Consider the following 26,193-nt stretch of genomic DNA (forward strand, 5'->3'; position numbering starts at 1 on the left):
CCATCGCAGTACCAGGAGTCGTTGCCATGCCCGTGCACCTTGTCCGCTTCGAACACCAGAACGAAACCCGCTGGGGCGTGCTGCGCCAGAGTCGCATCAGCCCCCTGCCCGGCCGCTACGCCAGCACCGGCGAGCTGATCCGCCAGGTTGACGTCGAAGAGCTCACCAAGCTGCGTGGCGACGAACTGGCGCTGGAAGCGGTCAAGCTGCTCTCGCCGATCACCCGCGACCAGCAGTTCGTCTGCCAGGGCGCCAACTACCGCCAGCACATGATCGAGTCGGGCATGGACCCGGACGCCAAGCACTTCAACATGATCTTCACCAAGGCGCAGAGCTGCATCGTCGCCGCCGACAGCGACCTGATCAAACCGCGCCAGGTGCGCTTCCTCGACTACGAGATCGAGCTGGGCCTAGTGCTGCGCCGCGATATCACCGGCAAGGTCGCCGTGACCGACGCCAACCTGCATGAGTTCATCGCCGGCGTGGTGATCGTCAACGACTATTCGGCGCGGGATATCCAGATTCCGCAGATGCAGTTCTACAAGGGCAAGAGCTTCCGCACCTTCGGCCCAGTCGGCCCGTACCTGTGCCTGATGCAGAAGAGCGACATGCGCTACCTGAAGGAGCTGCAATTGCGCCTGACGGTCAACGGCGAAGTGCGCCAGAGCGACAGCACCGCCAACCTGGTGCACGGCCCGGCACAGACCCTGAGCGAGCTGTCCGGGGTGCAGGACTTCGCCGCCGGCGACCTGATCGCCACCGGCACGCCGGCCGGCTGTGCGCTGTCGGTGCCCTCGCCGGCCAAGCAGCGCATCGCCGCGTTGCTGCCCGAGCACATCAAGTGGAAGGCCTTCCTCAAGACGCAGGCAGGGCGCAGCCAGTACCTCAAGGCGGGTGACCTGGTCGAGGCGAGCATCCGCAGCGCCGACGGCGTTATCGACCTGGGTGTGCAGCGCAACCGCGTGGTGGAGCAAGCCTGATGGCCGTGAAGACCCTCGCGGACATCCAGGCGCTGGAAAGCGTCCCGCTGGCCCGCCGCGAACTGCCCGCCAGCACCTATGAGGCCCTGCGTCGCTGCGCCGTGCAGCACGGCCAGGCAACGGCGCTGAGCTTCTTCCTCGAAGCGAAGAACTTCCGCCGCACCCACGACTGGACCTACGCCGAGCTGTTCGCCGACATCACCCGCGCCGCCAACGCCTTCCACCGGCTCGGCATCGGGCCGAAGGACGTGGTCGCCTTCCTCCTGCCAAACCTGCCGGAAACCCACTTCGTCATCTGGGGTGGCGAGGCCGCGGGCATCGTCCTGGCGATCAACCCGCTGCTGGAAGCCACGCAGATCGGCGACCTGCTGCGCGCCGCCAATGCACGGCTGGTGGTGACCCTGGCGCCGACGCCGGGCAGCGACCTGTGGCCCAAGCTGGCCAGCCAGATCGACAGCCTGCCCGGCGTGCAAGAGGTGCTCTGGGTGAGCATGGCGCCCTACGTCGGCAGCGTGGCGTCCCTGGCGCTGCGCTGGATGGCCCGGCGCGAACGCACGCGCCACCCACGCCTGCGCATCCACGACCTGCGCCGCCTGATGCGCCGCGAGAACGGCAAGCAGCTCAGCAGCGGCCGCGTGATCCGCGCGGAAGAACCCTCTTCCTATTTTTGCACCGGCGGCACCACCGGCCTGCCGAAGATCGCCCGGCGCAGCCATGGCTCGGAAGTCTTCAATGCCTGGGCCATGGCCGCCAGCATGCAGCCACGTCAGCCCGGCCAGGTGATCTTCTGCGGGCTGCCGCTGTTCCACGTCAACGGCCAGTTGGTGACCGGGCTGATGCCCTGGACCCACGGTGACCGGGTGATCATCGGCACGCCCCAGGGTTATCGCGGCGAGGGTGTGATACCGGCCTTCTGGGCGATGGTCCAGCACTTTGGCATCAACTTCTTTTCCGGCGTGCCGACCGTCTACTCGGCGCTGCTGCAACAGCCTGTCGCCGGCCACGACCTGTCCAGCCTGCAATACGCGCTGTGTGGCGCCGCACCGATGCCGGTGGAGCTGTTCCGCGAGTTCGAACGCAATGTCGGTGTACGCATCCTCGAAGGCTACGGCCTCACCGAGGGCGCTTGCGTCTCGTCGAGCAACCCGCCAGACGGCAAGCGCCCGATCGGCTCCATCGGACTGCGCCTGGCCTACCAGGGCATGCGCTCGGTGATCCTCGACGACCACGGCGACTACCTGCGCGACGCCGAGGCCGACGAAGTCGGGGTGATCGCCATCCATGGCCCGAACGTCTTCCTCGGCTACCTCGAGGCCAGCCACAACACGGGCCTGTGGATCGACATCGGCGGGCAGCGCTGGCTGAACACCGGCGACCTCGGGCGACAGGACGCCCAGGGCTATTTCTGGCTCACCGGACGCAAGAAGGAGCTGATCATCCGCGGCGGCCACAACATCGACCCGAAGCAGATCGAGGAAGCACTGCAGGCACACCCGGCAGTGGCCCTGGTGGCGGCGGTGGGCAGCCCCGACCCGCATGCCGGCGAGATTCCCGTGGCCTACGTGCAGCTGGCCACCGGGCAACGTGCCGACAGCGCCACCCTGCTCGACTTCGCCAACCAGCGGATCAGCGAGCGCGCCGCGGTGCCCAAGCGCATCGAGATTCTCGACGCCCTGCCTGTCACGCCGGTGGGCAAGATCTTCAAGCCCGCGCTGCAGCAACGCGAGATCGCCCGGGTGATCCATCAGGAAGCGGATAACCAGGGCCTGGCCGGCATTGCCGTGGAGGTGGTGCAGGATGCCCGTCGCGGGCTGGTAGCGCAGGTGCGCGCCGGCACTGGCCGCGATGAACTGGCCCGCGCGCTGGGCCGCTACAGCTTCGCGGTGGACTGGCACGGCTGAGGCCAATCGCGCCACCTGCAACGCTCGCACCCAGAACAAGAACAAGACGAAGGAAGTGCCATGCAACTCCGACTTCCCCGAGCCCTTGCCCTGCTGCTCGTACTCGCCCTGCCGGGCTGCGAACGCGTCCAGCACGCTGCTCTGGATGCCATGGTCGAGGACCACACCGACCAGTCCCTGATCCAGGGCGGGAACACCATTCGCGTGATCCTCTGCGGCACTGGTACGCCGCAGGTCAACGCCACTCGCGGTCAAGCCTGCACCCTGGTGGCGGCCGGCGGCCGGCTGTTCCTCTTCGATGCCGGCGAGAACGCCATGCGCAACCTGGAGACCAGCCACGTGCCGATCCAGGCGCTGAACCAGGTATTCATCACCCACTGGCATTCCGACCATTTCAATGGCCTGGGTGCGCTGATCAACCACAGCTGGATCTATGGCCGGCAGACGCCCTTCCTGGTCTATGGCCCGCCCGGTGTCGAACGGGTGGTCGAGGGGCTGGCCATGGCCTACGGCCAGGACGCCAGCTACCGCAGCGCCCATGCCCTGCCGCCTACCAACAGGCAGCTGGCGTTCGCCGAGCCACGCCAGGTCGAAATCGCCCAGGGACAGGAATCGGTACGCGTCTATGACCAGGGCGGCGTGACCATCGACGCCTACCGCGTCGACCATCATCCGGTGGAGCCGGCCTACGGCTATGTGCTGCGCTACCAGGGCAGGAAGCTGTTCATCAGCGGCGACACCCGCGTCAGCGAGCGCTACCTCGAAGCCATGCACGATGCCGACCTGGTGGTGCATGAGGCGATCAACGCCCATCTCGTCCGTGAAGGTGCCGCCGCGCTCGAACGCACCGGGCAGAAGGATCGCGGCGCACAGGCCGTGCGCGTGCTCGACTACCACGCCGACACCCTGGAGCTGGCACGCATGGCCCAGGGCGCCGGCGTGCGCCATCTGGTTCTCACCCACCTGATTCCCGCTCCGGACAACCTCCTCGCCCGGCGGATGTTCGTCAGCGGCATGGCCGATGAGTATTCGGGCGAGATCACGCTCGGGGAGGACGCCCTCGACCTGAGCCTATAGCACCACCGCCAACCACCTTCATCAACCGGCCTGCACACCGCGGGCCGGCGGGGCCCCGCTGCGCCCGGAAAAAGGGCCGGCAGACGACAGAACAACAACAAGAGGTCGTTTCAGATGAACCGCAGATCACCCGCCTTGCACCTGCTCGCGCTTCCCGCCGCCATCGGCCTGGCTCTCTACGGCGACGGCGCGCAAGCCTTCACCTTTTCCCTCGGCGAGATCGAGGGGCAGTTCGACTCCAGCCTGTCGGTTGGCGCCAGCTGGGCCATGCGCAACGCCGACGCCGGCCTGCTGCACAGCCACAGCTCCGACGACGGCAAGCGCAACTTCCGCGAGGGCGACACCTTCTCCAAGGTGTTCAAGGGCATCCATGACCTGGAGCTCAAGTACGGCGACTCCGGCGCCTTTGTCCGCGGCAAGTACTGGTACGACTTCAAGCTCAAGGACGAACACCTGCACTTCAAGGACATCGACGACCACGGCCGCGAGGAAGGCGCCAAGGCCTCCGGCGCCGAGTTCCTCGACGCCTTCCTGTACCACAACTACAGCATCGCCGACCTGCCTGGCACCGTGCGCCTGGGCAAACAGGTGGTGAGCTGGGGCGAGAGCACCTTCATCCAGGGCGGCATCAACGCCATCAACCCGATCGACGTCGCGGCGTTCCGCCGTCCCGGCTCGGAGATCAAGGAAGGGCTGATTCCGGTCAACATGTTCTACGTGTCGCAGAACTTCAGCGAGCACCTGTCAGCCGAGGCCTTCTACCAGCTGGAATGGCAGAAGACGGTGATCGACAACTGCGGCACCTTCTTCTCCACCACCGACGTGATGGCAGACGGCTGCAACGGCCTGGCGGCTGGCCCGGTGATCAACCAGAACCCGCTGGCGGTGCAGGCCCTGGCGCCGGCCGGAATCAACCTGACCGACGAAGGCATCGTCATCCCCCGCGGAAAGGACCGCGAAGCGCGCGACGATGGCCAGTGGGGCACGGCGCTGCGCTGGTTCGCCCCGGAGCTGGACAGCGAGTTCGCCGGCTACTTCATCAACTACCACAGCCGCCAGCCCTACCTCAGCGTACGCAGCGGCCCGCACGCCGCCGACCTGGGTTTCGCCCCGCAGCTGTGCGGCAACCTTGGCATCCCCGACGCCCTCTGCGGCGCGGTGATCGGCAGCAGCGCAGGGCAGCAGCTGACCCAGGCCTACCGCCTGGGCAGCGCCCAGTACTTTGCCGACTACCCCGAGGACATCCAGCTCTACGGCCTGAGCTTCAGCACCAGCCTGCCCACCGGTACCACCCTGGCCGGCGAGATCAGCTACCGGCCGAATATGCCGGTGCAGATCAACCCGGTCGACCTGGTCACCTCAACCCTGGGCATACCGGCGCTCACACCGGTCTACGGCGATGCGCCGGCCCCGGCCAACGACGCGATCCTCAAGGGCTACCGGCGCAAGGAAGTGACCCAGGCACAGGTCACCGCCACGCACTTCTTCGACCAGGTGATGGGCGCCGACCGCCTGACCCTGATCGGCGAGATCGGCGTGACCCATGTCGGCGGCCTGGGTGGCGACGACGATCTTCGCTATGGCCGCAGCCCGGTGTTCGGCCAGGGCGCGCTGTACCCCGACAACAGCCTGTGCACCGGCAGCAGCGTCACACCGCAGTACTGCAACGACTCGGGCTTCGTCACCAGCACCGCCTGGGGCTACCAGACGCGAGCCATCTGGGAGTACGCCGACCTCATCGACGGCGCCACGGTGCGGCCCAACCTGGCCTGGTCCCACGACGTCCATGGCTATGCCCCGGAACCGGGTTTCAACCAGGGCGCGCGGGCCATCAGCGTCGGCGTCGATGGCACCTACCTCAACACCTACAACATGAGCCTTTCCTACACCAACTTCTTCGGCGGTAAGTACAACGTGAATACCGACCGGGACTTCCTTGCCCTGAGCCTTGGCGTGTCGTTCTAAGCGGAGAGAACCCGATGAACAAGAAACTTGCGTGCGCTTCCCTGCTGTTCCTGGCCCTGCCCTTCAGCCTCCAGGCCGCCGTTCCCGAAACGGAAGCGGCGAAACTGGGCAACACCCTTACGCCCCTGGGCGCGGAACGTGCCGGCAATGCCGACGGCAGCATTCCCGCCTGGGACGGCGGCCTGCCGGTCGATGCCGGCAGCCGCGGCGCCGACGGGCGCCTGAGCGACCCCTTCGCCGCCGACAAACCGCTGTTCACCATCACCGCGCAGAACATGGCGCAGTACGCGGCCAACCTCACGCCCGGCCAACAGGCGATGCTCAAGCGTTACCCCGACTACCACCTCAACGTGTATCCCGCGCACCGCTCGGCGACCTATCCGGCAACCGTGCTGCAGGCGGTGGCCGCCAATGCACGGCATGCCAGCCTGGTCGAGGGCGGCAACGGCCTGAAGGACTTCCAGACCGCGATCCCCTTCCCTATCCCGCAGAGCGGCGTCGAAGCGCTGTGGAACCACATCACCCGCTATCGCGGCGGCAGCGCGCAGCGCCTGCACGTCCAGGCAACGCCCACTGCCAACGGCGCTTACACGCCCACTTACTTCCAGCAGCAGTTCAGCTACCGCGACCAGCTCACCGACTACAGCCCGGACAAGGACAACAACGTCCTCTTCTACTACAAGCAACTGGTCACCGCGCCAGCGCGCCTGGCGGGTGACGTGGTGCTGGTCCACGAGACCCTCGACCAGGTGCGCGAGCCGCGCATGGCCTGGATCTACAATGCCGGCCAGCGCCGCGTGCGGCGTGCACCGCAGATCGCCTACGACGGCCCCTACCCGGCTTCCGACGGCCTGCGTGTGGCGGACAACCTGGACGTGTTCAACGGCGCGCCGGACCGCTACGACTGGAAGCTGGTGGGCAAGAAGGAAATCTATGTGCCCTACAACAGCTTCGCCCTCGACTCCACTGCCCACCGCTACGAGGACCTGGTCAAACCCGGCCACCTCAACCAGGACCTGATTCGCTACGAGAAGCACCGCGTGTGGGAAGTCGAAGGCACCCTGCGCGCCGGCGAGCGGCACATCTACGCTCGCCGCGTGCTGTTCCTCGACGAGGACACCTGGCAGGCCGTGCTCGCCGACCACTACGACGGCCGCGGCACCCTCTGGCGCGTGGGCGAGAGCTTCATGACGCCGCTCTACGACAAGCAGATTCCCTGGCTGGGCGTCGAAGCCATTTACGACCTGATCAATGGTCGTTACCTGGTGTCGGGCATGACCAACCAGGAGAAATCCCAGGTGGAGTTCGGCTTCAGGGCCAGCAGCGTCGACTACACCCCGACAGCCCTGAGAAACCAGGGCATTCGCTGACGCCTGCAGCAGGCCGGGCTTTGGACCTGAAGCGCCAGGCCCGCGCCGCGGCAGCCGCCTTGGGAGCATCTGTCGAGTGGTTGCATCAGCTGGCACGCCCCCACCGCTTCACCTCGCACAGCATCGTCGGGCCCGCGCACCGGGGCCCGACGATCTGCACCGGTCAGCACTTCCCGTCATCGAGGCGATGAGGTTGCGCGGGGCGCCGCCGTTGGCGGTGCTGCGGCTCTCCGGCAAGAGCAGGTTCTTGCGCAGAACCGCAGCGGTATTCACGCGCTGCGCCGCAGGTCTTCGATGTGCTTGGCGCGCGAGACACCCATCTCGTCGGGCAGCGCCACCGCGTTCTTCGCAGCCAGTACCTCGGCCATGATGCTGACGGCGATTTCCGGCGGCGTCTTGCTGCCGATGTAGATTCCGATGGGCCCACGCAGGCGCCGAAGGGACTCTTGCGTCTCGCCGAAATGCTCGATCAGCCGGTCCCGCCGACTGCGGCTGTTGCGCCGCGAACCGATGGCGCCGATGTAGAAGGACGGCCCGTGCAACGCCTCCAGCAGAGCCAGATCGTCCAGCTTGGGGTCGTGGCTCAGGGCGATGATGCAGCTGCGCAGGTCCGCGCCGAATGCCCTGACCACATCGTCCGGCATGTCCTGGATGCAGGTCACGCCGGCGACGCTCCAGGTCGCCAGATACTGCGGCCGCGGATCGCAGACGGTGACCTGGAAGCCATTGAACTGCGCCATGGTGGCGACGTATTCGGCCAGCGCGCCGGCGCCGATCAGCAACATCCGGTAGCCTGGCCCCAGGGTGCTGATCAGGCGCTGGCCATCGAAGCCGAACGGGTCCGGCGAGGACGCGCAGGCCAGGCTGACCCGGCCGCTCGCCAGGTCCAGCTGGCGACGCACCAGTCGTCCTTCGTCGAGCAGGCCCAGCAACTGGTCCAGGGCCTCCTGCGCCGGATTGAATTCCAGCACCAGTTCCAGCGTGCCACCGCAGGGCAATCCGAAGCGGTGGGCGTCGTCGGCGCTGACGCCGTAGTGCACCACTTCGGGGAGGGCATCGGGCAATCCCGCCGCGCCGTAGGCGGTGGTATACCGATGGATGAGATCGTCTTCGATGCAGCCGCCGGAGACGCTGCCCACCACCCGACCGTCGTTGCGCAGGGCCATCATCGACCCCACCGGGCGCGGCGAAGAACCCCAGGTGCGGGCCACCGTGACCAGCAACACGCGCTCGCCAGCAGCAAGCCAGTCGCGGGTGGTTCGCAGAACCAGCAGGTCGATGCTTTCCATGATGCCTCCGACTACTCGTTGGCCGGTCGATGCGACCGGCCTACATCACCTTGCCTCAACCCGCCAGGCTGGCGTTATCGATCACGAAGCGGTACTTCACTTCGCCGCGCAGCATGCGCTCGTAGGCATCGTTGATCTGCTCGGCGCGTACCAGTTCGATGTCCGCGACGATGCCGTGCTCGGCGCAGAAGTCGAGCATCTCCTGGGTTTCCGGGATGCCGCCGATCATCGAGCCCGCCAGCGTGCGGCGCTTCATGATCAGGTTGAAGACATTCGGCGAGGGATGCGAGGTGGCCGGCGCGCCCACCAGGGTCAACGCCCCGTCGCGCTTGAGCAGCACCAGGAAGGCGTCCAGGTCATGGGGCGCCGCCACGGTATTGAGGATGAAGTCGAAACTCTTGGCATGGGCGGCCATCTGGTCGGCATCACGGGAAACCACCACCTCATCCGCCCCCAGTTCCAGCGCCGCCTCACGCTTGCTCTGCGAGGTGGTGAAGGCCACCACATGGGCACCCATGGCGTGGGCGAGCTTGATGCCCATGTGCCCGAGGCCACCGATACCGACCACGCCGACCTTCTTGCCGGGGCCCGCCTTCCAGAGGCGCAGCGGCGAATAGGTGGTAATGCCCGCGCACAGCAGCGGCGCGACGGCGGCCAGCTGCTCTTCGGGATGATCGATGCGCAGGACGTAGCGCTCATGCACGACGATCGCCTGGGAGTAGCCGCCCTGCGTCCAGCCCGGTGCATCCGGGGTCGGGAAGTTGTAGGTGCCGATCATGCCGTCGCAGTAGTTCTCCAGCCCGGCTTCGCAGTCGTCGCAGTGCTGGCAGCTGTCGACGATGCAGCCGACACCGACCAGATCGCCCGGCCTGAAGGACGTAACGTGCGCCCCCACCGCCGCCACGCGGCCAACGATTTCGTGGCCGGGTACGCAGGGATACTGTGTGCCTTCCCACTCCGAGCGCACCTGGTGCAGGTCCGAGTGGCAGATGCCGCAGAACGCGATTTCGATCTGCACATCGTGGGCGCCCGGCTCGCGGCGGTTGATGCGCAGCGGTTCCAGAGGCTGATGGCCCGCGTGGGCACCGTAAGCGTTGACTTGCATTGAACAACCCTCCTGCAGTTCGTGGGGCCATTCTCCCGGCGAGCGCGCCGGGACCAGTAGAGCAATCCGCTGGAATACTTGCCTGATCCTGTAGTGCTACAGCACCGCCGATGCCCTGCCCACCTGCCTGCGAAAATCGGATATCGTCCGGGGATCGTTCACCGCACCGCAGGGGCAGAATCCACATGCGCATCGTCATCCCCGACGACTACCAGCACGCGATCCAAACGCTCGACTGCTTCAAGCGTCTGGCCGGGCACGACGTCAGCCTGCACCACGACCTGGGGCCCGCCACGCAGGACGAACTCGCCGAGCGGTTCGCCGACGCCGACGCCCTGGTGCTCACCCGCGAACGCACGCGCATCGAGGGCGCACTGCTCGACCGCTTGCCGAAGCTGCGTCTGATCAGCCAGACGGGCAAGGTCTCCGGGCATCTCGACCTCGACGCCTGCACCGAACGCGGCATCGTCGTCACCGAGGGCCGTGGCTCGCCCGTAGCGCCCGCCGAGCTGGCCTGGGCGCTGATCCTCAATGCGCGCCGGCAACTCGTGCCGGCCATCGAGGCGTACAAGGCCGGCCAATGGCAGGTCAACCTGGGTCATGCACTGGCCGGGCAGACGCTGGGCATCTGGGGCTACGGCAAGATCGGCCAGCGCCTGGCGCGCTACGCCCAGGCATTCGAGATGCCGGTACTGGTCTGGGGCAGCGAGACGAGCCGCGCGGCCGCCACGGCCGATCGTCACCGGGCAGCCGTATCCCGCGAGGCGTTCTTCGCCGAGGCGGATATCCTCAGCCTCAACCTGCGTCTCTCCGACCGCACCCGCCACGAGGTACGTTTCGAAGACCTGGCCGGCATGAAGCCCAGCGCCCTGCTGGTGAACATCAGCCGCGCCGAGCTGATCACCCCCGGCGCCCTGTTTCGCGCCCTGGACGCCGGGCGGCCGGGGTACGCGGCCGTCGACGTCTTCGACCAGGAGCCGCTGCTTGCCGCTGACAACCCCCTGGCGAACCATCCCCGCGTACTCTGCACGCCGCACCTGGGCTACGTGGAGAAGAACGGCTACGAGCTGTATTTCGGCGACGCCTTCGACAACGTCGTGGCGTTCTTCGAGGGCACCCCGAAGAACGTCGCGAACCCGCAGGCCCTGAGCGTGCAGCGTGCCCGCTAACTCCAGCGCAGGTTGAGGACGAGGAAGTTCAGCAGCACCCAGATGACCAGCACCAGGTGCGTCAGCTGCAGCCCTTCCTGGCGAATCCAGTACGCGAACCAGAGCCCGCCCAGCAGCATGGCGAAGAGGAAGGCCAGTGCCGCGCTCAGGGCGAGGTTCAGCCAGGGTCTGGCGGCGTCGAGGCCGGCACCCAGCAGCAGCTCGTAGCAACCGGTCCAGGCCGCAAGCGCGGCCAGTGCCTGCAGCAGCACGACGACGATCAGCGCCACGCGATGCAGAACGGGTGAAGTCAGCGCACGCGCCAGCAAGGGGAAGTCGATTGCCGGAGGCTGGCGCAGGTGCGCCATCGCCATGGTCGCGCCCACCGCCGCGGCCGAACTGGGGAATGCGTGCAGGTTGTTGATCAGCGCGATGCTCAGCCAGAGGCTGAATCCGAGGAAGCAGGTGGCCTGGAAAATCATCAGTGAAGCGTGGGTGTCCATACCGGGTCCTTGTGCGGTCATGTTCCGAAGGTGCCTGCCCGCCACTCGAAAACAGCAGCGGCAGGCAGACCCGGCCGGACTCTAGGACCTCAACCTAGGTTGAGGTCAACACAGTTCCGCGTCAGAACGAGCCCTGCAGCGTGACCATGAAGTTGCGCGGCTCGCCGTAGAAGTTGCCCCAGGAAACGGCGCCGACGCTCTGGTAGTACTTCTTGTCGAACAGGTTGTTGCCGTTGAGCGCGACCGTCCAGTGGTCGTCGAGGCGATAACCCACGCGGCCACTGTAGATGGCGTAGTCGGACTGCACCGAGGTCACGTTGCCGCTGAGCACGGAGGTATCGCTCTGCGCCGTCACGCCCGCGCCCAGGCTCCAGCGGTCGAGATCGCCGGCGAGCTGATAATCCGCCCAGGCACGGAACAGGTGGCGCGGGAAGTAGGTGGTGGTGAACGTCGGTTCCTGCGGGTTCTCTTCGGCGCTCTTGAGGTACTTGGTCTGGGTGTAGGTGTAGCCGGCCAGCAGTTGCAGGCGGTCGATGACCTCGCCACTGATTTCCGCCTCGAAGCCCTGGGCGCGCACCTTGCCTACGTCGGTGTAGCAGTAGCCGTCGGATGAGCCGGCACAGACCGTGTCGTAGTTCGCCTCGGCGCGATGCTCTTCCACCGTGCGGAAGAGGTTGAAGGCCGTATTGACCCGGCCATCCAGCAACTCGCCCTTGATGCCCAGCTCGTAGCTGGCACCGGTCTTGGGCTGCAGCGGGCTGCCGGATTCGTCGGTATAGGTGCTCTGCGGCTGGAAGATGTCCGCGTAGCTGGTGTAGACCGACCACTCATCGTTGAGGTCGTAGATCAGCGCCGCGAACGGCGTGACCTGGCCGTTCTCCTGACTGCGGTCGTGTTGCCAGTAGTCCCACGCCTGGGTGTAGGAGTCGCGGCTGTTGCGGTACCAGCTCACGCGCGACCCCAGCACCGCGGTCAAGGGCTCGGCCAACTTCAGGCGCAGGGTGGCGTAGGTGCCGAACTGGCGGGTATCCGAGTCGGTAGGCACCGGTCCGCCACGGTAGGAGTTGGGCGCGTAGAAATCATCCGCCGGCTCGGGAATGTGCGAGTCGGGATGGAACGGATCCTGGGAAGCCCCGAGCAGGCTGCTCATGTTGATCAGCGCCCACTGATCATGGGTCTTCGCGCGACTGGCGTTGGCGCCGACGGTCAGCTCGTGCTGCAGGCCGAAGGCTTCGAATTTGCCGTCCAGGTAGGCATCGAAGCCGTAGTCGGTCTGGTCATAGTCGAACAGCCCGGAATACACCGAGGAAGGTGCCGAGGTCGCACCTGGCGCGACGCCGCCGGGGGTCTCCGACAGCGCGTATTTCATGTTCTGGTCGTTGTGGGTCCAGACGCCGGCGAACTTGAAGGCCCAGTCCTCGTTCAACTGGTGGGACAGGTCGGCGAACAAGGTGGTGCGCTCGCTTTCCCAGTTGTTCCAGGAAGCGCCCAGGCAGGTCGAGCGGCTGAGTTTCAGGTCCTTGCCGTTGCTGTAGCGCGGCAGGCCGTGCCAGCAGGGGGTCGCGTCGAGCTTTTCGTAGGCCACGCCCAGACCCAGGGTGGTGTCCGGGGTGACGTCGTAGTCCAGCGCGCCATAGAGAATCTGGTCGTTGCGCTTGCCGACATCATAGAAATACTGGCGGTCCTGCAGCGCCACCACGGTGCGTCCACGCAGGGTGCCGGAGTCGTTCAGCGGCCCGCCCACGTCCACCTGCCCGCGGTAGTTATCCCAGGAACCTGCCGAAAGCGACAGCTTGGTCTGCGGTACGCTCTGGCCCCGCTTGCGGACGAAGTTGACGCCACCGGTGGAGCTGCCCGAGCCCTTGAGCATGCCCGCAGCACCCTTGAGCACCTCGACCCGGTCGTAGAAGGCCATGTCGCCGGAGAAGCTGTTGGCCTGGACGTACTCGCCGCCGACATCCAGCGGCACGCCGTCGTACTGGTACTGGCCCTGCATCATGAAGCCGCGTGAGTAGAAATACTTGCCGCCCATGGGCGACTCGTACACGGCGATGCCGGGCGTTTTCTCCATCGCCTGGTCGATGGTGTTGATGTTCTGGTCGTCCATGTAGCGGCGGGTCAGCACGGTCACCGACTGCGGCGTCTCGCGCAGGCTGTGCGCGCCCTTGCCGATGGTCACCGCGCGGGCGCTGTAGGAATTGGTGCCTTCGGTGGTCGGGTCCAGCAGTTGGCTGGAAACGGTGGTGGAATCCATCTCCAGCACCGCATCCGAAGGTGTCGGCACCAGGCCGTAGCCACCGTTCTCCAGGCGGCGCACCGTCAGGCGGGTGCCGGACAGAATGCGCGCGAAGCCATCCTCGATGCCGTACTCGCCGTTCAGCCCGCCACTGCGCTTGCCTTCGGTCAGGCCCGCATTCACCGAGATCGGGATGCCGGCACGTCGGCCGAACTCGCCGAGCACCTGATCCAGCGGGCCGGCGGGGATGGCGTACTGCTGAGTGCGGGTAGCCGCGGTTTCGGCCTGCACCGGCATGGCGGGCAGCAGGGTGAACGTGGAGCAGGACAGCAGGGCAAGGCCGAGCGACTGGCGCAGGGCGCGAGTGATGGGGTGAAGCGTCATGGGCAGAGGGTCCGTTTCTCGTTGTTGGCCCGCGGTTGCGAGCAGGGATTTCTCCCTAGGCCAAGCGAGAAACGAAAACCTGCCGACTTTTCGAGAATTATTTTCATTGGCCCGTTTTCAGCGCGCTGCGCTTCAACGCGGGCCCACCGTCACCCAGTAGCGGGTACGCCGCTGTACCGTCACTGGCAAGCTGTCCTGCAGCATGGCCAACACCTGGTCGGTGTCGCCCAGCGGGTAGGAGCCGCTCAGGCGAATACCCGCGACTGCCGGATCGCAACGCAGCAAGCCGGGGCGATAGCGATCCAGCTCGGCGAGGAAGTCGCCCAGGCGCATGCGCTCGGCCACCAGGTAGCCATCGACCCAGGCGCCGTCATTCGCTTCCAGCGCCTGCGGTGCGCTAACGCCAGCCGTGTCGATGCGAGCCTGGAAACCCACCTCGATCACCCTCGCCTCGCCGCCTGCCAGCGAACTGGCAGCGACACGCCCCTGAGTGACGGCCAACAGGGTGCCGCGCCCGTCTTCGTCGCGGCGGACGCGGAAGCGCGTACCCAGCGGTTGCAGCACTGCATCGCCGCTGACAACCCGGAATGGCCGCCCGTCGCTGTCGTGGGCGGTAAGAATCTCGATTTCGCCGTAACGCAGACGCAGTTCGCGAACGCTATTGGTGTAATGCACGTCGACCGCCGTAGCCGTGTTGAGCCACAGGCGCGTGCCATCGGGCAGCGTGCGCTGCGCTCGCTCACCAGTGCCGGTGCGATAGTCCGCCATGGCGCCCTGAACCCACTGTGTGTCACGGCCCTGCCAGGCAACCCCGCCGAGCAGACCGAAACCGACCAGCACCTTGAGCGCCTTGCGCCGGTCCATCTCGTTGTAGTGGCGGCGCCCGGCCAGCTGCCGCGCCAGCGGATCGGCCAGCGTGCCGGCGTGACGCTGCAGACCGAGCGGGATGCTGCTCAAGCGCTGCCAGGCGCGCTCGTGCTCGCTGCTGGCCTCGCGCCAGAGTCGCAACTGGCGCTGCTCGGCATCGCTCATGCAGCCCGACTGGGCCAGGGTGAACCAGGCAATCGCCTGGTCGCGGATGACGGCGGAAATCGGTTGGGAGTCGCTATCGCGGGACATGGCGCTCACTCGAACCGGCAGGTATAGCAGGCAGTGAAAGCCTTGCTCATCGCCTTCTGCACCTGATTGACGCTCAGTTCCAGGCGCTGGGCGATCTGCGGGTAGGTGAGGCCGTCGAGCTGTGACATCAGGAAGATTTCCCGCACCTGGGGCGCAAGCCCATGCAGGAGTTCGTCGATCTCCACCAACGCCTCGATCAGCAGCAGGCGCTCTTCCTCCGACGGTGCCACCGCTTCAGGGCGCGCGGCCAGTGCTTCCAGGTAGGCGCGCTCGACCGCCTGGCGGCGCCAGCGGTTGATCAACAGGCTGTTGGCGATGGTGGCGAGATAGGCCAGCGGCTGACGCAGATCGGCGATGGCGCTGCGCGAGCGCATCACCCGCACGAAGGTATCCTGCGCCAGGTCCTCGGCATCGGCGTGCTCGCCCAGGCGGCGTCGCAGCCAGCCCTTCAGCCAGCCGTGGTGGGCAATGTAGAGCCGCTCAACATCCCGTTCGAATGCCCGCTCGCTGTCCATGAACGTCCAGTCTTGTTAAACATGATAATCGTTCTCAACAATACTGGATTTGCCCTGTCCTGCGCAATCGAGCTGAACGCTGCAGGGTTTGACCGCCTGCGGGAGGCGGCCATTCCCCTCCCCGCGTCAGGGTTTGATGGCGATCTTCAGCACGCCGTCGCGCTGATGGGCGAACAGGTCGTACGCGCTGACGATGTCGTCGAGGGCATAGTGGTGCGTGACCAGCGAGCCGAAGTCGGCTCGGTTCGACTCGATGATGCTCATCAGCCGGCGCATGCGTTCCTTGCCGCCGGGGCACAGAGCGGTATTGATGCGATGGTCGCCCAGGCCGGCGGCGAAGGCCGAGAGCGGGATGTGCACATCGCTGGAGTAAACCCCCAGGCTCGACAACGTCCCGCCCGGCTTGAGCACTTTCATCGCCTGCTCGAACGTGCTCGGCAGCCCCAGGCATTCAATCGACGAATCGGCACCGCGCCCGCCGGTGAGCTTCATCACCTCTTCCACCACGTCACACTTGGTGAAGTCCAGGGTGACGTCGGCGCCCATGCTGCGGGAGATGTCCAGGCGGTGCTGGTTGCCATCCACCGCGATGATGGTCGAGGCGCCCAGCAGGCGGGCGCCGGCGGTGGCGCACAGGCCGATCGGCCCCTGGGCGAAGACGACCACGGTGTCGCCGATGCGGATATTGGCGTTCTCGGCACCCTTGAAGCCGGTCGACATGATGTCGGGGCACATCAGCACCTGTTCGTCAGTGAGGCTGTCCGGAATCGGCGCAAGGTTGCCTTCGGCATCCGGTACCAGGACATACTCCGCCTGGGTGCCGTCGATCAGGTTGCCGAAGCGCCAGCCGGCGGTGGCCTTGTAGCCATGGCAGGCGCAACGGCCACTCTCGACCAGGTAGCTGCCGTCCTGGGACGGCACACCATCCTGTGCGGCGTAGGAATTGAAGTTCGGGCAGATCGCGCCGGCAATCACTCGCTGGCCTTCGCGGTAGCCTTTGACCGCGCTGCCAAGCTTCTCGATCACGCCAACAGGCTCGTGGCCGACGGTCAGCCCTTTGGCCACCGGGTATTCGCCCTTGAGGATGTGTACGTCGGTGCCGCAGATGGTGGTCGTGGTAATACGGATCAGTGCGTCGTTGGGGCCGATCTCCGGAATGGGTTTGTCCGCCAGCTCGATTCGACCCGGCTCCACGAAGATCGCCGCTTTCATCATTGCCATCGTTCTTTCTCCTTGCTTGGAGGGCCCAGTGTGCTCGGCCGGCGCGAAACCCCGTTGATGCACATCAACCCTGGAGCCCGAGCATCGGCCGGCCAGTCCAGCGTAGCTTGGCGGTAGCCGGTCGGGCTGTGTGCGGGATCCTGTGTCCCTGGAGGAATCGCCCGAGGCCCATGGAGGTTACAATGGCGATCACACCGATTCCCCCGGAGCCCGATTCAGATGTTCACCCTTGTCAGCCTCGACACCTCTCCTCCCGAATCCCTGAAGAGCCAGGTGCTGCAGATGGTGGTGGACCACTTCAGCGACATCAGCCCGGTTCCGCTGACACCGAGCAATCCGCTGTTCCAGCTGTACCAGTACGTGATCGGCTTCGAGGTGCACCTGTACCTGCAGGCCATGGATGCCTCCTCCCCAAGCGGCGCGCGCCTGATCCTCGCCCTGGACGATGAAGACCCGTCGCACGTGCTGGGCTTCGCCCTCTACCTGCCGAGCCAGGACGACGAAGAGGCCTGCACCCTCGCCTACCTCGTCGTCCAGGCCAGCCATCGCCGTCGCGGTATCGCCCGCGCCATGCTGCAGAAGATGATCGACCACCGCCCCCACGCCGAACTGGCCTGCGCCGCCGGCAAGGTGCCGGTCTTCGAGGCGCTGGGCTTTCGTGTACTGGCGGCGCAAGGGCCGCACGTCCTGCTGAACACCCGTGACCACCGTTCCGATGGCCTGGTCGCGGTGCAGGACCTCGCGCCGATCTACCAGTCCAAGGAGGTGCGGCAGATCCACACCTACCTGGTGAAGCAGAACGGCAGCAAGGCCATGCGCGACGCCGAGAAGAAACGCGACCGCCTGCTCGACCAGATGACCTGGCAGGCCCAGGAACTGGTGAAGGAGCGTTTCCCCACCGTGCATTGAGCAACCTCAGGTGTCGGCACGGCATGCTCTCCCCAGGGCGTGGAAGAAGATGCCCGTACCCGGGGCACTGCAGCAAAGGCTCCCAGAAGCGCCGGTCGACTGTCTGGCCGAATGACAAAATCCGCACCCCGTGATGACGTGATGCGGACCGAGTCAGTGAGCCATCCCGAGCACGGGAATCGGCGCCTTTGACACCTAGTTGATGCGATTCACTACTGCATCGGGGTAATAGGCGATTTTGAGCGTATGTCGCTGCCCCATCAGCATCCCATCGCCGTACCAGGTGATGTTGTCCTGATGCAGGGTCATTCCATCGTTCCCGTATTCGTATTCGCCGCCGTTGGACGTACTGAAGGCAAAGCGTTCATTGTCCAGTCGCTTGATGGAGTACTGGGTGCCGGGCAGCGGCATCTGCTGCTTGACGCGCTCAAGGTAGGCCGGGGCCAGTTCGGAGAACAGCTCCCGGGCCCTGCTCTGGTACTGCGCGGAGCTCAGGCCCGGCGTCTGCTGCAGTTTTTCGGCGATCAGCGAGAAATACTCGGCATCGGTGCGAGCCAGGGCCATGCGAACCGCCATGACCTCTCCCAGACGAGCCGGATTGACCTGAAGCCTGCCGTCGGCGGATTTCTGCGCAGCGACGAAGTCATGGCTGTCGAGCTGGACGAGCGGCGTCGTGGCCAGGAAGGAAGCACAGGCGATCTGCTGGCCCTGAACATTGCCGCTGACCAGCAGCGCGGTCACCCCGCCTTTCTTCTTCAGCGCCTCGCCGGTTTCGCCACTGGCGCTGACAAACCTGTCGACATCCTCCTGCTTCATCTCGCCCCGTGCCAGGCCGCAGATATGCTGCATGACCGCCGGGTTGCGCTTGCCATCCACCAGCGGCGACATGCTGAAGACCGCGTTGCGAATCACCGGCAGAGCTGGGTACTCGAGGGTTCCGAGGGCTTCGGTCTTTACCTGGGCACTGCTGGCGTTGCGAGCGGTGTCATTGCAGCCGGCCAACAGGCACAGCGGCAACAGGGTGGCGGTCAGCCATTTGCTGGAAATATTCATGATTCATTCCTCACTCTGGATGGACTGGGCCACGCTGGCGGTGAACTCGACGACGACCCGGCGATTGCTTGCCAGGCACAGGATCAATTGCTCGCGCGGTGCATCCGGGCAACTCACCAGCGGCTCGGCCGCGCCGACACCGCGAACCTGCATCGACCCCGCCGGCACGCCCGCGGCGGCCAGGTAGTCACGGACCGCTTCGGCCCGGCGCAGCGAGAGGTCGAGGTTGTGGGCGCGCGAACCGAGACGGTCGGAGTGCCCGGTCACGACAATGTGTTGCGGGTGTTCGTTGCGAATCCGCATGGCCAGGCGATCCAGGCTATTGCGGCCGTCGGCGCTCAGGTCCGCCCGGTCGAAGGCGAAGCTGGCGTCAGCGGACAGAGTCACCCGTTGTTTCGACGAAACAGGCTGGACGACGGGGCTGGCTGCCGGCTTGAGCCGATCGAGGCAATCAGCCGGCGAATACAGGAAGCTCTGCGCTTGCATGTCCTTGTCGAACAGCACCTTGTACTGACAGACCAGATCGGCCTGGCCGGCACGACGGAAGCGCAGGACGTAGTCCCACTCGCGTATGGCGAACAGGCCTTCGTGGAAGTGCGGTGGCCCGATCAGCTCGTACAGCTGCGCCTTGCTCATGCCCGGCTGGATCTTCGCCAGGTTTTCAAGATTCGCGTAGCTGCCTTGCGGACGATAGGACTCGCTTGCTGCGGGGAATTTGGGCGCAGTGCTGTGCCCCTGGTCGTCCACCTGGCTGAGGGTGCCGCAGGCGGCCAGCAGCAGACCGGCGCAAGTGATGAGCAGAGTGCGGGTAGTGACGGATTTGAACGTATTCATGTTGATCTCCTGGGACTGGCCCGGCCGAAGCCGGGCCAGGATGGAAAGACTCACCACTGGTAACCGACGCCGACGGCAACGCCGGTCTCACCCTGGCTGGTTGTGCTGCCCTGCAGCTTGGTGACCCACTTGCCGTTGTCGGAAATCTTCGACACACCCACAGCCAGCGCTCCTTGGCCTCGGAAGTTGCCGAGCCCGACGGTGGCCATACTGGCTCCGGGCGAGTACGGCTGCGGAAGCGTGGCCATGGCCATTGCGCCGGCGATGCCCGAGCTGAGGATGTCGTCCTGTTTCTTCAGGTCGTGGCGCAGCGCGTTGTAGCGGGAGTCGGTGTAGTCGTAGAACTGGTTGGAGATGTCGCCCATGCTCTTGTTCAGTTGGCCGACGTTCACTGCATCGGTATCGGCGGTGCCGGCGGCGACGTTGGTGATCTGCCGTTCGCCTCCGGCGCTGCCGACCGAGACACTGTTGTCGCGCTCGGCCACCGAGTTGGCACCGATGGCGACCGAGTTGCGCCCTTTGGCCTTGGCGTTGGAGCCAATCGCGGTGCTGCTGTCGCCCATCGCTTGGGCCCCGGCGCCGCCGGCTACCGTGTCATTGCCGGTCGCCTTCGGCTTGGGCAGATGGCTGCTGTTGTTCACCTGGAACATGCCGTCGGTGCCGTTCTGCACGTTGCTCACATCGCCCTCTACATGAGTCACGCGGTTGTCGAGGTTGCTGACGTTGGTGGTGACGTTGGCAACCTGGGTGTTGACGTTGCTGATGGAGTCGTCGGTGTATTGCTTGGACTGCGTCACAGCTCCATCGAGTTGACGCAGGTTGACCGCATCCATGGCCTCCTTGCCATCGGCGACGTTGCTCAGGGTGCGCGTTTCGCCGGTAGCGGCGTTGCCCACCGAGACGGTACCGACGCTCGCGTTGGCCGCGTTGGAGTACTTGCCGGTGTAGCTTTCGGCACCACGGCCGTTGTCGCTGGCGCCCTGCCCCAGGGCCACGCTGCCATCGGCCGCGGCGCTGGCACCGTCACCCATGGCGACAGCACCCTTGCCGCTGGCCTGGGCATTGGGGCCGACGGCGACCGAGTCGGTACCGCTGGCGACCGAGTCGGCCTTGCTCGAGTTGGCGTGGAAGTACTTGATGCCGCCGCCGTTGTTGATGGTGGTGATGCTGCCCTCGACGGTGGTGACGCGGCCGTCGATGTTGGTGACCTGGGCGTTGGTCTCGTTGAGCTGGGACATGTTCACCGCATCGCTGTCGCTTTCGCCGCGAGCGACGTTGGTGATCTTCGTGCCGCCGGTCCTGGTAACACTGTTATAGGTGCTGCCACCCATGGTCACGCTGTTGTAGTTGATGCTGCCGTCGCCATTGAGGTCGTACTTGACCGAGCCTTCGGTAGCCGCGCCCGATACCTGCTTGAGCTGGGCGACGTTTACCGCGTCGGTGTCGTCCGCGCCGGCCGACAGGCCCGTGATGCGGCGCTCGCCGATATTGACCTCGCCCTTGGCGCTGCCGCCTACCAGGTAGGCCTGGTGGCCCAGGGTACTGCCGTCCGCAATGGAACCGGCGCCCAGGGCGATGCTGCCGTCATGACTGGAAACCGCGCCCATGCCGATGGCCACCGAGTCCACACCGGTGGCGGAGGAATCAGTGCCGGTGGAGTTGGCGTGGAAGTACTTGGTGCCGGTGTTGTAGATGTTGTCGACGTGGTCGCCCAGGTTGGTCACATCGCCTTGCAGCGTGGTGACGTCGCCTTCTACGTTGGTCACCCGGCCATCGAGGTTGGTGATCTGGGTGGTGTTGGCGTCGACCTGCTGATTGGTGTCGTGCAGTTGCGAGCCATTGATCGCGTCCGTCGAAGTGGGGTTGATTGCACCCGCTGCTACGTTGTTCAGCACCTGGGCGGCCCCCGGCGTGGCGGCATCGCCACCCGCGGCAATCAACGACAACTGATTCGCTCCCGTGCGCTGCACCGGGCCGATCGTGCCGTTACTGATATTGGTGGTGACGTTGCTGATAGCGGTGGTGTTCTGGTCCACCTGCTGGTTGGTCGCATTGAGCTGCGAGCCGTTGACCGCATCGGTGGACCCAGCGCTGATGTCGCCGGGCGCCACGTTGGTGATCTTCTGCGCATCGCCCGTACCGTGGCTGGCGTCATAGGCGCCCAGGCTGTCGTTCCACTGCAGTGCATCCTGCTGCAGGGTGGTGATATTGGCGGTGTTGTTCGTGACCCGGCCATCGATGTTGGTGATGGCATCGCCGACGTTGTTCACCGTCGAACCATCGACGAAGTAGGTCGGCGCCGACAGTGAACCGTCCGAGTTGACCGTCGAGCCGCCACCCAAGGCATTGGCGGTGGAGTTGGCCAGGCCGTAGAGCTGCGAGCCATTGACCGCATCCGTAGAGCTGGTGTTGATCGCCCCGTTCGCCACATTGTTCAGTGTCTGGGCCACACCCGGCGCGTAAGCATCGCCGCCGGCGGCGATCAGTGACAGCACATCGCTTCCGGTGCGTTGCACCGGACCGGCCGCCCCGTTGTTAAGGTCGTTGACGTTGTTGGTCACGTTGCTGATGTTCGTAGTGTTCTGGTCCACCTGCTGGTTGGTGGCATTCAACTGCGAACCGTTGACCGCCTCGGTGGAGCCGGAACTGATGTCGCCGGGTGCCACGTTGATGATCTTCTGGTTGCCGGCGTCGATACCGGCGATGGTCACGCTCGGGCCGCCGATGATGCTCAGACCATTGTTGTTGATCGTGGTATTGCCAGCGGTCACCGAGTCGAACACGGCGTTGTCGGCGATCTGCACTTGCAGGTTGCCGCTGCCATCCACTTCGGTCTTCAGGTTGGCGCCTGAGTAGGAACCTGCGGTCGTGGCCGCGCCTTCGATAATGAAGCTGTCACCCAGCTTCTTTCCGACCGCGCCGGAGTTGCCGACGAAGGTGATCGGGGTATTGGCCAGCTCACTCAGTTGCGAGACGTTGACCGCATCGCTGTTGTTCACCCCGTTGGCCACGTTGGTTATGGTCGTGCCACCGGTGTGCGTGCTGTTGTCGTAGGTGTCGCCACCGAGGGTGATGTGGTTATGGGTGCCGTTGTCGTACATCACTGCATCGGCGGTTGCACTGCCGACCACACCCTTGAGTTGCGCCACGTTGACCGCATCGCTGTCCTGGGTGCCGGCTGCCAGGCTGGTGATCTGGCGGAACTTGCCCGTGGCAGCGTCGCCGACGGCTATCGCGCCCAGCGTGCTGGTGGTGGCGCCAATCGCATTGGCCTGTACCTGGCTGGCACCATCGGGGACATAACCAGGCGCGCCGGCCGAGGTTCCCGCGACCGAACCCGAGCCGAGGGCAACGCCGTCCTGGGCCAACGCCTGGGCAGCGGTCCCCAGGGCGACTGCGTTCTGCTTGCTGGCTACGGCATTGTTGCCGATCGCCACCGAATCGACGGCGACGGCTTGAGTGCCGGTGGCGGCACCCGCGGCATCAGTACCAACATTGCCGATGGCCAGGGAATTGGTCCCGTTGATCTTGTTGTTCAGGCCAATGCGGCCGCCGTTCACGTACAGCTCGTTGCCCAGAGTCAGCGAGTTGGTGCCATCGCTCTGGGTGCCGGTGCCGTAGAAGAGCACTCGGCCGGTCTGACTCGACTTGTCACCGGCCTTGCAGTTGCTGTTGTTGCCGTCGTACTTCCAGCCCTGGTCACCGCTCACGCCGGTATCGTGAACGAATATGCAGCCTGAATCGGTGCTGTCATTGACGTAGATGCCGGCGTTTCCGGCGATTCCTTTTTCATAGGTCGAGCCGCCGGCGGCAAAGGCGTCACCGAGGAAGAGACCGCTGAGGCCCCCCAGGCCGAGGACCGCCAGCGCGCGGCCGCCCTTGCCCGACTTGCGGGCGTACTCACAGGCCACGCTCCAGCACTGCTGGGTTTTCGACCAGACGAGACGATAGATTCTGTTCACGAAGGAACTCCTTCCAGGGGCATGCCCCGGCATGGGTAAGGGAAATCAGCGAGAAGACAGTTGCAGGGCGCGGCTGGACTGGATCAGCAGCGGGCGCTCCATGGCCGCGGGGCGCGATTGCCCCAGGGCGAGCTGGTAGATGCGCAGTGCGCCCTGGTGGTCCTGGCGTACGTAGTCGAGGTAGGCGCCTGCGAACAATCCGGCCTCGGTGCGCAAGTCGCGCTTGATCGCCTCGGGGACCTGCAGGGCATCGATCTCGGCGAACACCGCCGAGCTATCGGTCTTGCCCTGGTAGAGGGCTACCAACGCGCGCTGCTGAGCGGTGACCGGCTTGATGCCGCGGGCAATCTTCTGCACCCGCGCCCTGGCCGCGTCCGGCTTGAGTCCGGCGTCGCTGGCGCGGCGCGCACCAAGCCAGAGGCTCCACAGCCCGGCGTAGGCTTTCACCTGAGGGCTGGGAGAGCGCTTCTGCAGAGCGGCGAACGAGCTCCGTGCCTGGTCGAAACGGGCCAGGGCAGTCAGGTTCACCGCCGAGGGAACCGCGATGACGGCTTCCTGGTCGCTGCCCTTCAGAGCGTCGTAGAGCTGCCGGGCGCGCATGTGACGACCGGTGGCGTCTTCCAGGAACGCCTGCTCGGCCAGTGCGCGAGTACCGCCCTGCCCTTTGGCGCCGGCTTCGCGGAGCAAGGCCTGTGCAGAGGCGAGGTCGCCTTCGAGAAACTGCTGATGGGCGAGCATCACCAGCGGTTGTGCGGGCTTCTGCTGCACCGCAGCAGGCGCGGCCAGGGCAGATCCGCCAGCCATGAGCAGGGCGACGGCGAGCATGGAGAGTGCGCCCAGACGGCGCGGGAATGTCGATTCAGAGAGGGAAGTCATGGTGGCAAGTCCGGAAGTGATCGGGTTGCCCACATGCTAGGGAGGGAGGTCTCGCAGCGAACTCAGAGTCCTTCAGGCAGCGCCATCAGACTTCTTCGATAGTCACTCCCGGCTGGCCAGGAGTAGTTCGAGCTCGAGGGTGACGGTGGCTTCATCACCTTCGCTCTCATGGCTGTAGTGCCCCTTGAGGTGCTCGGCCAGCCGCGCCGTGTGACTGCGATCAATGATGCTCAGCGGCGCCATCCGCCCGCGGATTTCCAGACGCGCGCCAAGGCGCCCGTACTCGCGAGTGGAGATATCCAGGCGCAAAATGAGCGGAGCGTCGTTGTCGGCTCGGAACAAAGCCAGGGCGCTCGCCATCCATTCGGAGAAGAGCCGTGCGTCCACCCAGACGCGGTTGATGTCGTTGTTCGCGACGCCGAAAAGGCTGGCGGGATGCCCGGCCAGGCTGCGCCCGATCAAGGCGCGCAGTTCGCAAGCCACCGGCTGCGATGGCACCTGCCCGTCCTCCAGATCACAGATGCGCTGCAGCCGCGCCAGGCGCCCGGTCAGATCGGCGAGGCCAGGAGTCGACGGGTGCAACCCCATGTTCGCCAGGCGTTCGGCCAGCTCACTCAAGGATGACATGTAGAATTCGGTGCGCTGCCTCAACTGCGTCTGCGCAACAAGCGCCTGGTCGCGCAGATCGATCAGGTGTTCCTCGCTGGACGTGATGTCCTGCAAGCTGCCGAGCATTCCCGCGGGCGCCCCGCTTGACTCGCGGTATGGCACCATCCAGTAGTGCAGCACGCGCGGCACGCCGAATATCTCGACGCGGTTGGTCATGGAAATGGGAACGCCATCATTGACCAGTCGCTTGAACGATTCGGAAATCCTCTCGCGCACCGCCGCCGAAAACCAGCGCGCATCGGCGAGCCCCGAGTTCAACGCCTCTTCCGCGGTGATGTGGTAGTAGTCGAGAAAACCCTGGTTGCAGAACAACAACCTGCCTTCGATGGTGCGCACGAACATGGGATTGGGCGCAGCGTCGACCAGGTCGCGCAACATGTTCAGTTCCAGCGGCAACGCCTCGGCCGTCAGGGCGCCGGCACTGCTTTCCTGCCCGGCCAGCAGGCCGTTGCGTCGCGCGATTTCGGCCAGCTCCACGTTGGAGCCGACGTGCAGCTTCTCGAGAAGATGCCCCTTGTAGGTGCTGACCGTCTTGAAGCTGATCCGCAGTTGCTCGGCAATGCGTAGATTGGAATGCCCTTCGGCGATCAGTTGCAGCACCGCCAATTCGCGAGGCGTCAGATTCCCGAGCTCGCCCCCACTGCCCGGCTGCATGTATTCCCTGGCGAAGTGCGCGCGGCCGGCCAGCACATCGACAATTGCCTTGTGCAACCCTGTGATGTCCTCATCCTTGCTGACAAAGCCACTGGCGCCGGCCTGAAAGCACAAGGGTGCAAAATGGGCGGGATTCTGCCGGCTATAGACCAGCAGCTTTTGAGCAGGGTCACGCGCACGTAGCCGGCGCAGCAGGTCGAGGCCTCCCGCACCGGGCAGCGCCATCTCGAGAATGACCAGCTCCGGTCGCTTCTCACGGGCCAGCGTCAATGCCGTCGGAACGTCGATCGCCTCGTCGATGCTGCCGTGCCCCATGCTTTCCAGCAAATCCCGCAAGGCGCTGCGCACGATCGGTGTCGGATCCACGAGAAGTGCCGTGGCCATTGTTCTCTTTCCTTATCTGACAATCTCCGTGCGATCAGC

Annotated in this window: 19 protein-coding genes; 7 read left to right on the forward strand and 12 right to left on the reverse strand. The window is 65.5% G+C overall.

The annotated features are described in order from the left end of the window. Positions 1 to 26 precede the first annotated feature (26 nt). From ACNFH5_RS22420 to ACNFH5_RS22440, 5 genes are all read left to right on the forward strand, one after another. On the forward strand, positions 27 to 980 hold the full coding sequence (locus ACNFH5_RS22420) for a fumarylacetoacetate hydrolase family protein (RefSeq protein ID WP_416749797.1): 954 nt from the start codon (positions 27 to 29) through the stop codon (positions 978 to 980). Beyond that, entirely contained in the window at positions 980 to 2,881 is a 1,902-nt protein-coding gene (locus ACNFH5_RS22425; protein WP_416749799.1) for an acyl-CoA synthetase, read from the forward strand. Before ACNFH5_RS22420 ends, ACNFH5_RS22425 begins: the two co-directional genes overlap by 1 nt. A 60-nt stretch (positions 2,882 to 2,941) precedes the next feature. Next, positions 2,942 to 3,958: an MBL fold metallo-hydrolase gene (locus ACNFH5_RS22430; RefSeq protein WP_416749801.1), complete on the forward strand. Its 1,017-nt coding sequence runs from the start codon at positions 2,942 to 2,944 to the stop codon at positions 3,956 to 3,958. Positions 3,959 to 4,072: 114 nt separating this feature from the next. Beyond that, positions 4,073 to 5,923, forward strand: coding sequence for a DUF1302 domain-containing protein (locus tag ACNFH5_RS22435; RefSeq protein ID WP_416749803.1), 1,851 nt, complete (start codon positions 4,073 to 4,075; stop codon positions 5,921 to 5,923). A gap of 14 nt (positions 5,924 to 5,937) precedes the next feature. Further along, on the forward strand, positions 5,938 to 7,293 hold the full coding sequence (locus ACNFH5_RS22440) for a DUF1329 domain-containing protein (protein WP_416749805.1): 1,356 nt from the start codon (positions 5,938 to 5,940) through the stop codon (positions 7,291 to 7,293). Positions 7,294 to 7,562: 269 nt separating this feature from the next. On the opposite strand, the gene ACNFH5_RS22445 is transcribed toward ACNFH5_RS22440, so the two are convergent. Both ACNFH5_RS22445 and ACNFH5_RS22450 read right to left on the reverse strand, forming a co-directional pair. Continuing rightward, positions 7,563 to 8,582, reverse strand: a complete 1,020-nt coding sequence (locus tag ACNFH5_RS22445; RefSeq protein WP_416749807.1) for an XdhC family protein — start codon at positions 8,580 to 8,582, stop codon at positions 7,563 to 7,565. 55 nt (positions 8,583 to 8,637) lie between these two features. Continuing rightward, positions 8,638 to 9,687, reverse strand: coding sequence for an NAD(P)-dependent alcohol dehydrogenase (locus ACNFH5_RS22450; RefSeq protein WP_416749809.1), 1,050 nt, complete (start codon positions 9,685 to 9,687; stop codon positions 8,638 to 8,640). 185 nt (positions 9,688 to 9,872) lie between these two features. Here ACNFH5_RS22450 and ACNFH5_RS22455 point away from each other — a divergent pair, with 185 nt between their 5' ends. Then, complete coding sequence (locus tag ACNFH5_RS22455; protein WP_416749811.1) at positions 9,873 to 10,856, forward strand: D-2-hydroxyacid dehydrogenase family protein; 984 nt, start codon at positions 9,873 to 9,875, stop codon at positions 10,854 to 10,856. On the opposite strand, the gene ACNFH5_RS22460 is transcribed toward ACNFH5_RS22455, so the two are convergent. The 5 genes from ACNFH5_RS22460 to ACNFH5_RS22480 form a co-directional block, all read right to left on the reverse strand. Beyond that, the gene (locus tag ACNFH5_RS22460; RefSeq protein WP_416749813.1) at positions 10,853 to 11,338 is read right to left on the reverse strand and encodes a DUF2165 family protein; all 486 of its coding nucleotides are present in this window, start codon (positions 11,336 to 11,338) and stop codon (positions 10,853 to 10,855) included. The genes ACNFH5_RS22455 and ACNFH5_RS22460 overlap by 4 nt on opposite strands. A 121-nt stretch (positions 11,339 to 11,459) precedes the next feature. Beyond that, positions 11,460 to 13,958, reverse strand: coding sequence for a TonB-dependent siderophore receptor (locus ACNFH5_RS22465; protein ID WP_416749815.1), 2,499 nt, complete (start codon positions 13,956 to 13,958; stop codon positions 11,460 to 11,462). A gap of 132 nt (positions 13,959 to 14,090) precedes the next feature. Further along, on the reverse strand, positions 14,091 to 15,077 hold the full coding sequence (locus ACNFH5_RS22470; RefSeq protein WP_416749816.1) for a FecR domain-containing protein: 987 nt from the start codon (positions 15,075 to 15,077) through the stop codon (positions 14,091 to 14,093). 5 nt (positions 15,078 to 15,082) lie between these two features. Next, entirely contained in the window at positions 15,083 to 15,592 is a 510-nt protein-coding gene (locus ACNFH5_RS22475) for a sigma-70 family RNA polymerase sigma factor (RefSeq protein WP_416749818.1), read from the reverse strand. Positions 15,593 to 15,718: 126 nt separating this feature from the next. After that, on the reverse strand, positions 15,719 to 16,813 hold the full coding sequence (locus ACNFH5_RS22480) for an NAD(P)-dependent alcohol dehydrogenase (RefSeq protein ID WP_416749820.1): 1,095 nt from the start codon (positions 16,811 to 16,813) through the stop codon (positions 15,719 to 15,721). A gap of 219 nt (positions 16,814 to 17,032) precedes the next feature. Here ACNFH5_RS22480 and ACNFH5_RS22485 point away from each other — a divergent pair, with 219 nt between their 5' ends. After that, complete coding sequence (locus tag ACNFH5_RS22485) at positions 17,033 to 17,722, forward strand: GNAT family N-acetyltransferase (protein WP_416749822.1); 690 nt, start codon at positions 17,033 to 17,035, stop codon at positions 17,720 to 17,722. A gap of 195 nt (positions 17,723 to 17,917) precedes the next feature. Here the strand turns inward: ACNFH5_RS22485 and ACNFH5_RS22490 are convergent, their stop codons facing one another. The 5 genes from ACNFH5_RS22490 to ACNFH5_RS22510 form a co-directional block, all read right to left on the reverse strand. Then, entirely contained in the window at positions 17,918 to 18,775 is an 858-nt protein-coding gene (locus tag ACNFH5_RS22490; RefSeq protein ID WP_416749824.1) for a hypothetical protein, read from the reverse strand. 3 nt (positions 18,776 to 18,778) lie between these two features. Then, entirely contained in the window at positions 18,779 to 19,609 is an 831-nt protein-coding gene (locus ACNFH5_RS22495; protein ID WP_416749826.1) for an OmpA family protein, read from the reverse strand. A gap of 50 nt (positions 19,610 to 19,659) precedes the next feature. Continuing rightward, positions 19,660 to 23,571 (reverse strand): YadA-like family protein, encoded by a 3,912-nt coding sequence (locus ACNFH5_RS22500; RefSeq protein ID WP_416749828.1) that lies wholly within the window; start codon positions 23,569 to 23,571, stop codon positions 19,660 to 19,662. A 45-nt stretch (positions 23,572 to 23,616) separates the two neighbouring features. Next, the gene (locus tag ACNFH5_RS22505; RefSeq protein WP_416749830.1) at positions 23,617 to 24,447 is read right to left on the reverse strand and encodes a hypothetical protein; all 831 of its coding nucleotides are present in this window, start codon (positions 24,445 to 24,447) and stop codon (positions 23,617 to 23,619) included. A 102-nt stretch (positions 24,448 to 24,549) separates the two neighbouring features. After that, entirely contained in the window at positions 24,550 to 26,154 is a 1,605-nt protein-coding gene (locus ACNFH5_RS22510; RefSeq protein ID WP_416749832.1) for a response regulator, read from the reverse strand. Between the last annotated feature and the right edge of the window lie 39 nt (positions 26,155 to 26,193).

This window comes from Pseudomonas sp. NY15435 (assembly GCF_048068295.1).
GTDB lineage: Bacteria > Pseudomonadota > Gammaproteobacteria > Pseudomonadales > Pseudomonadaceae > Pseudomonas.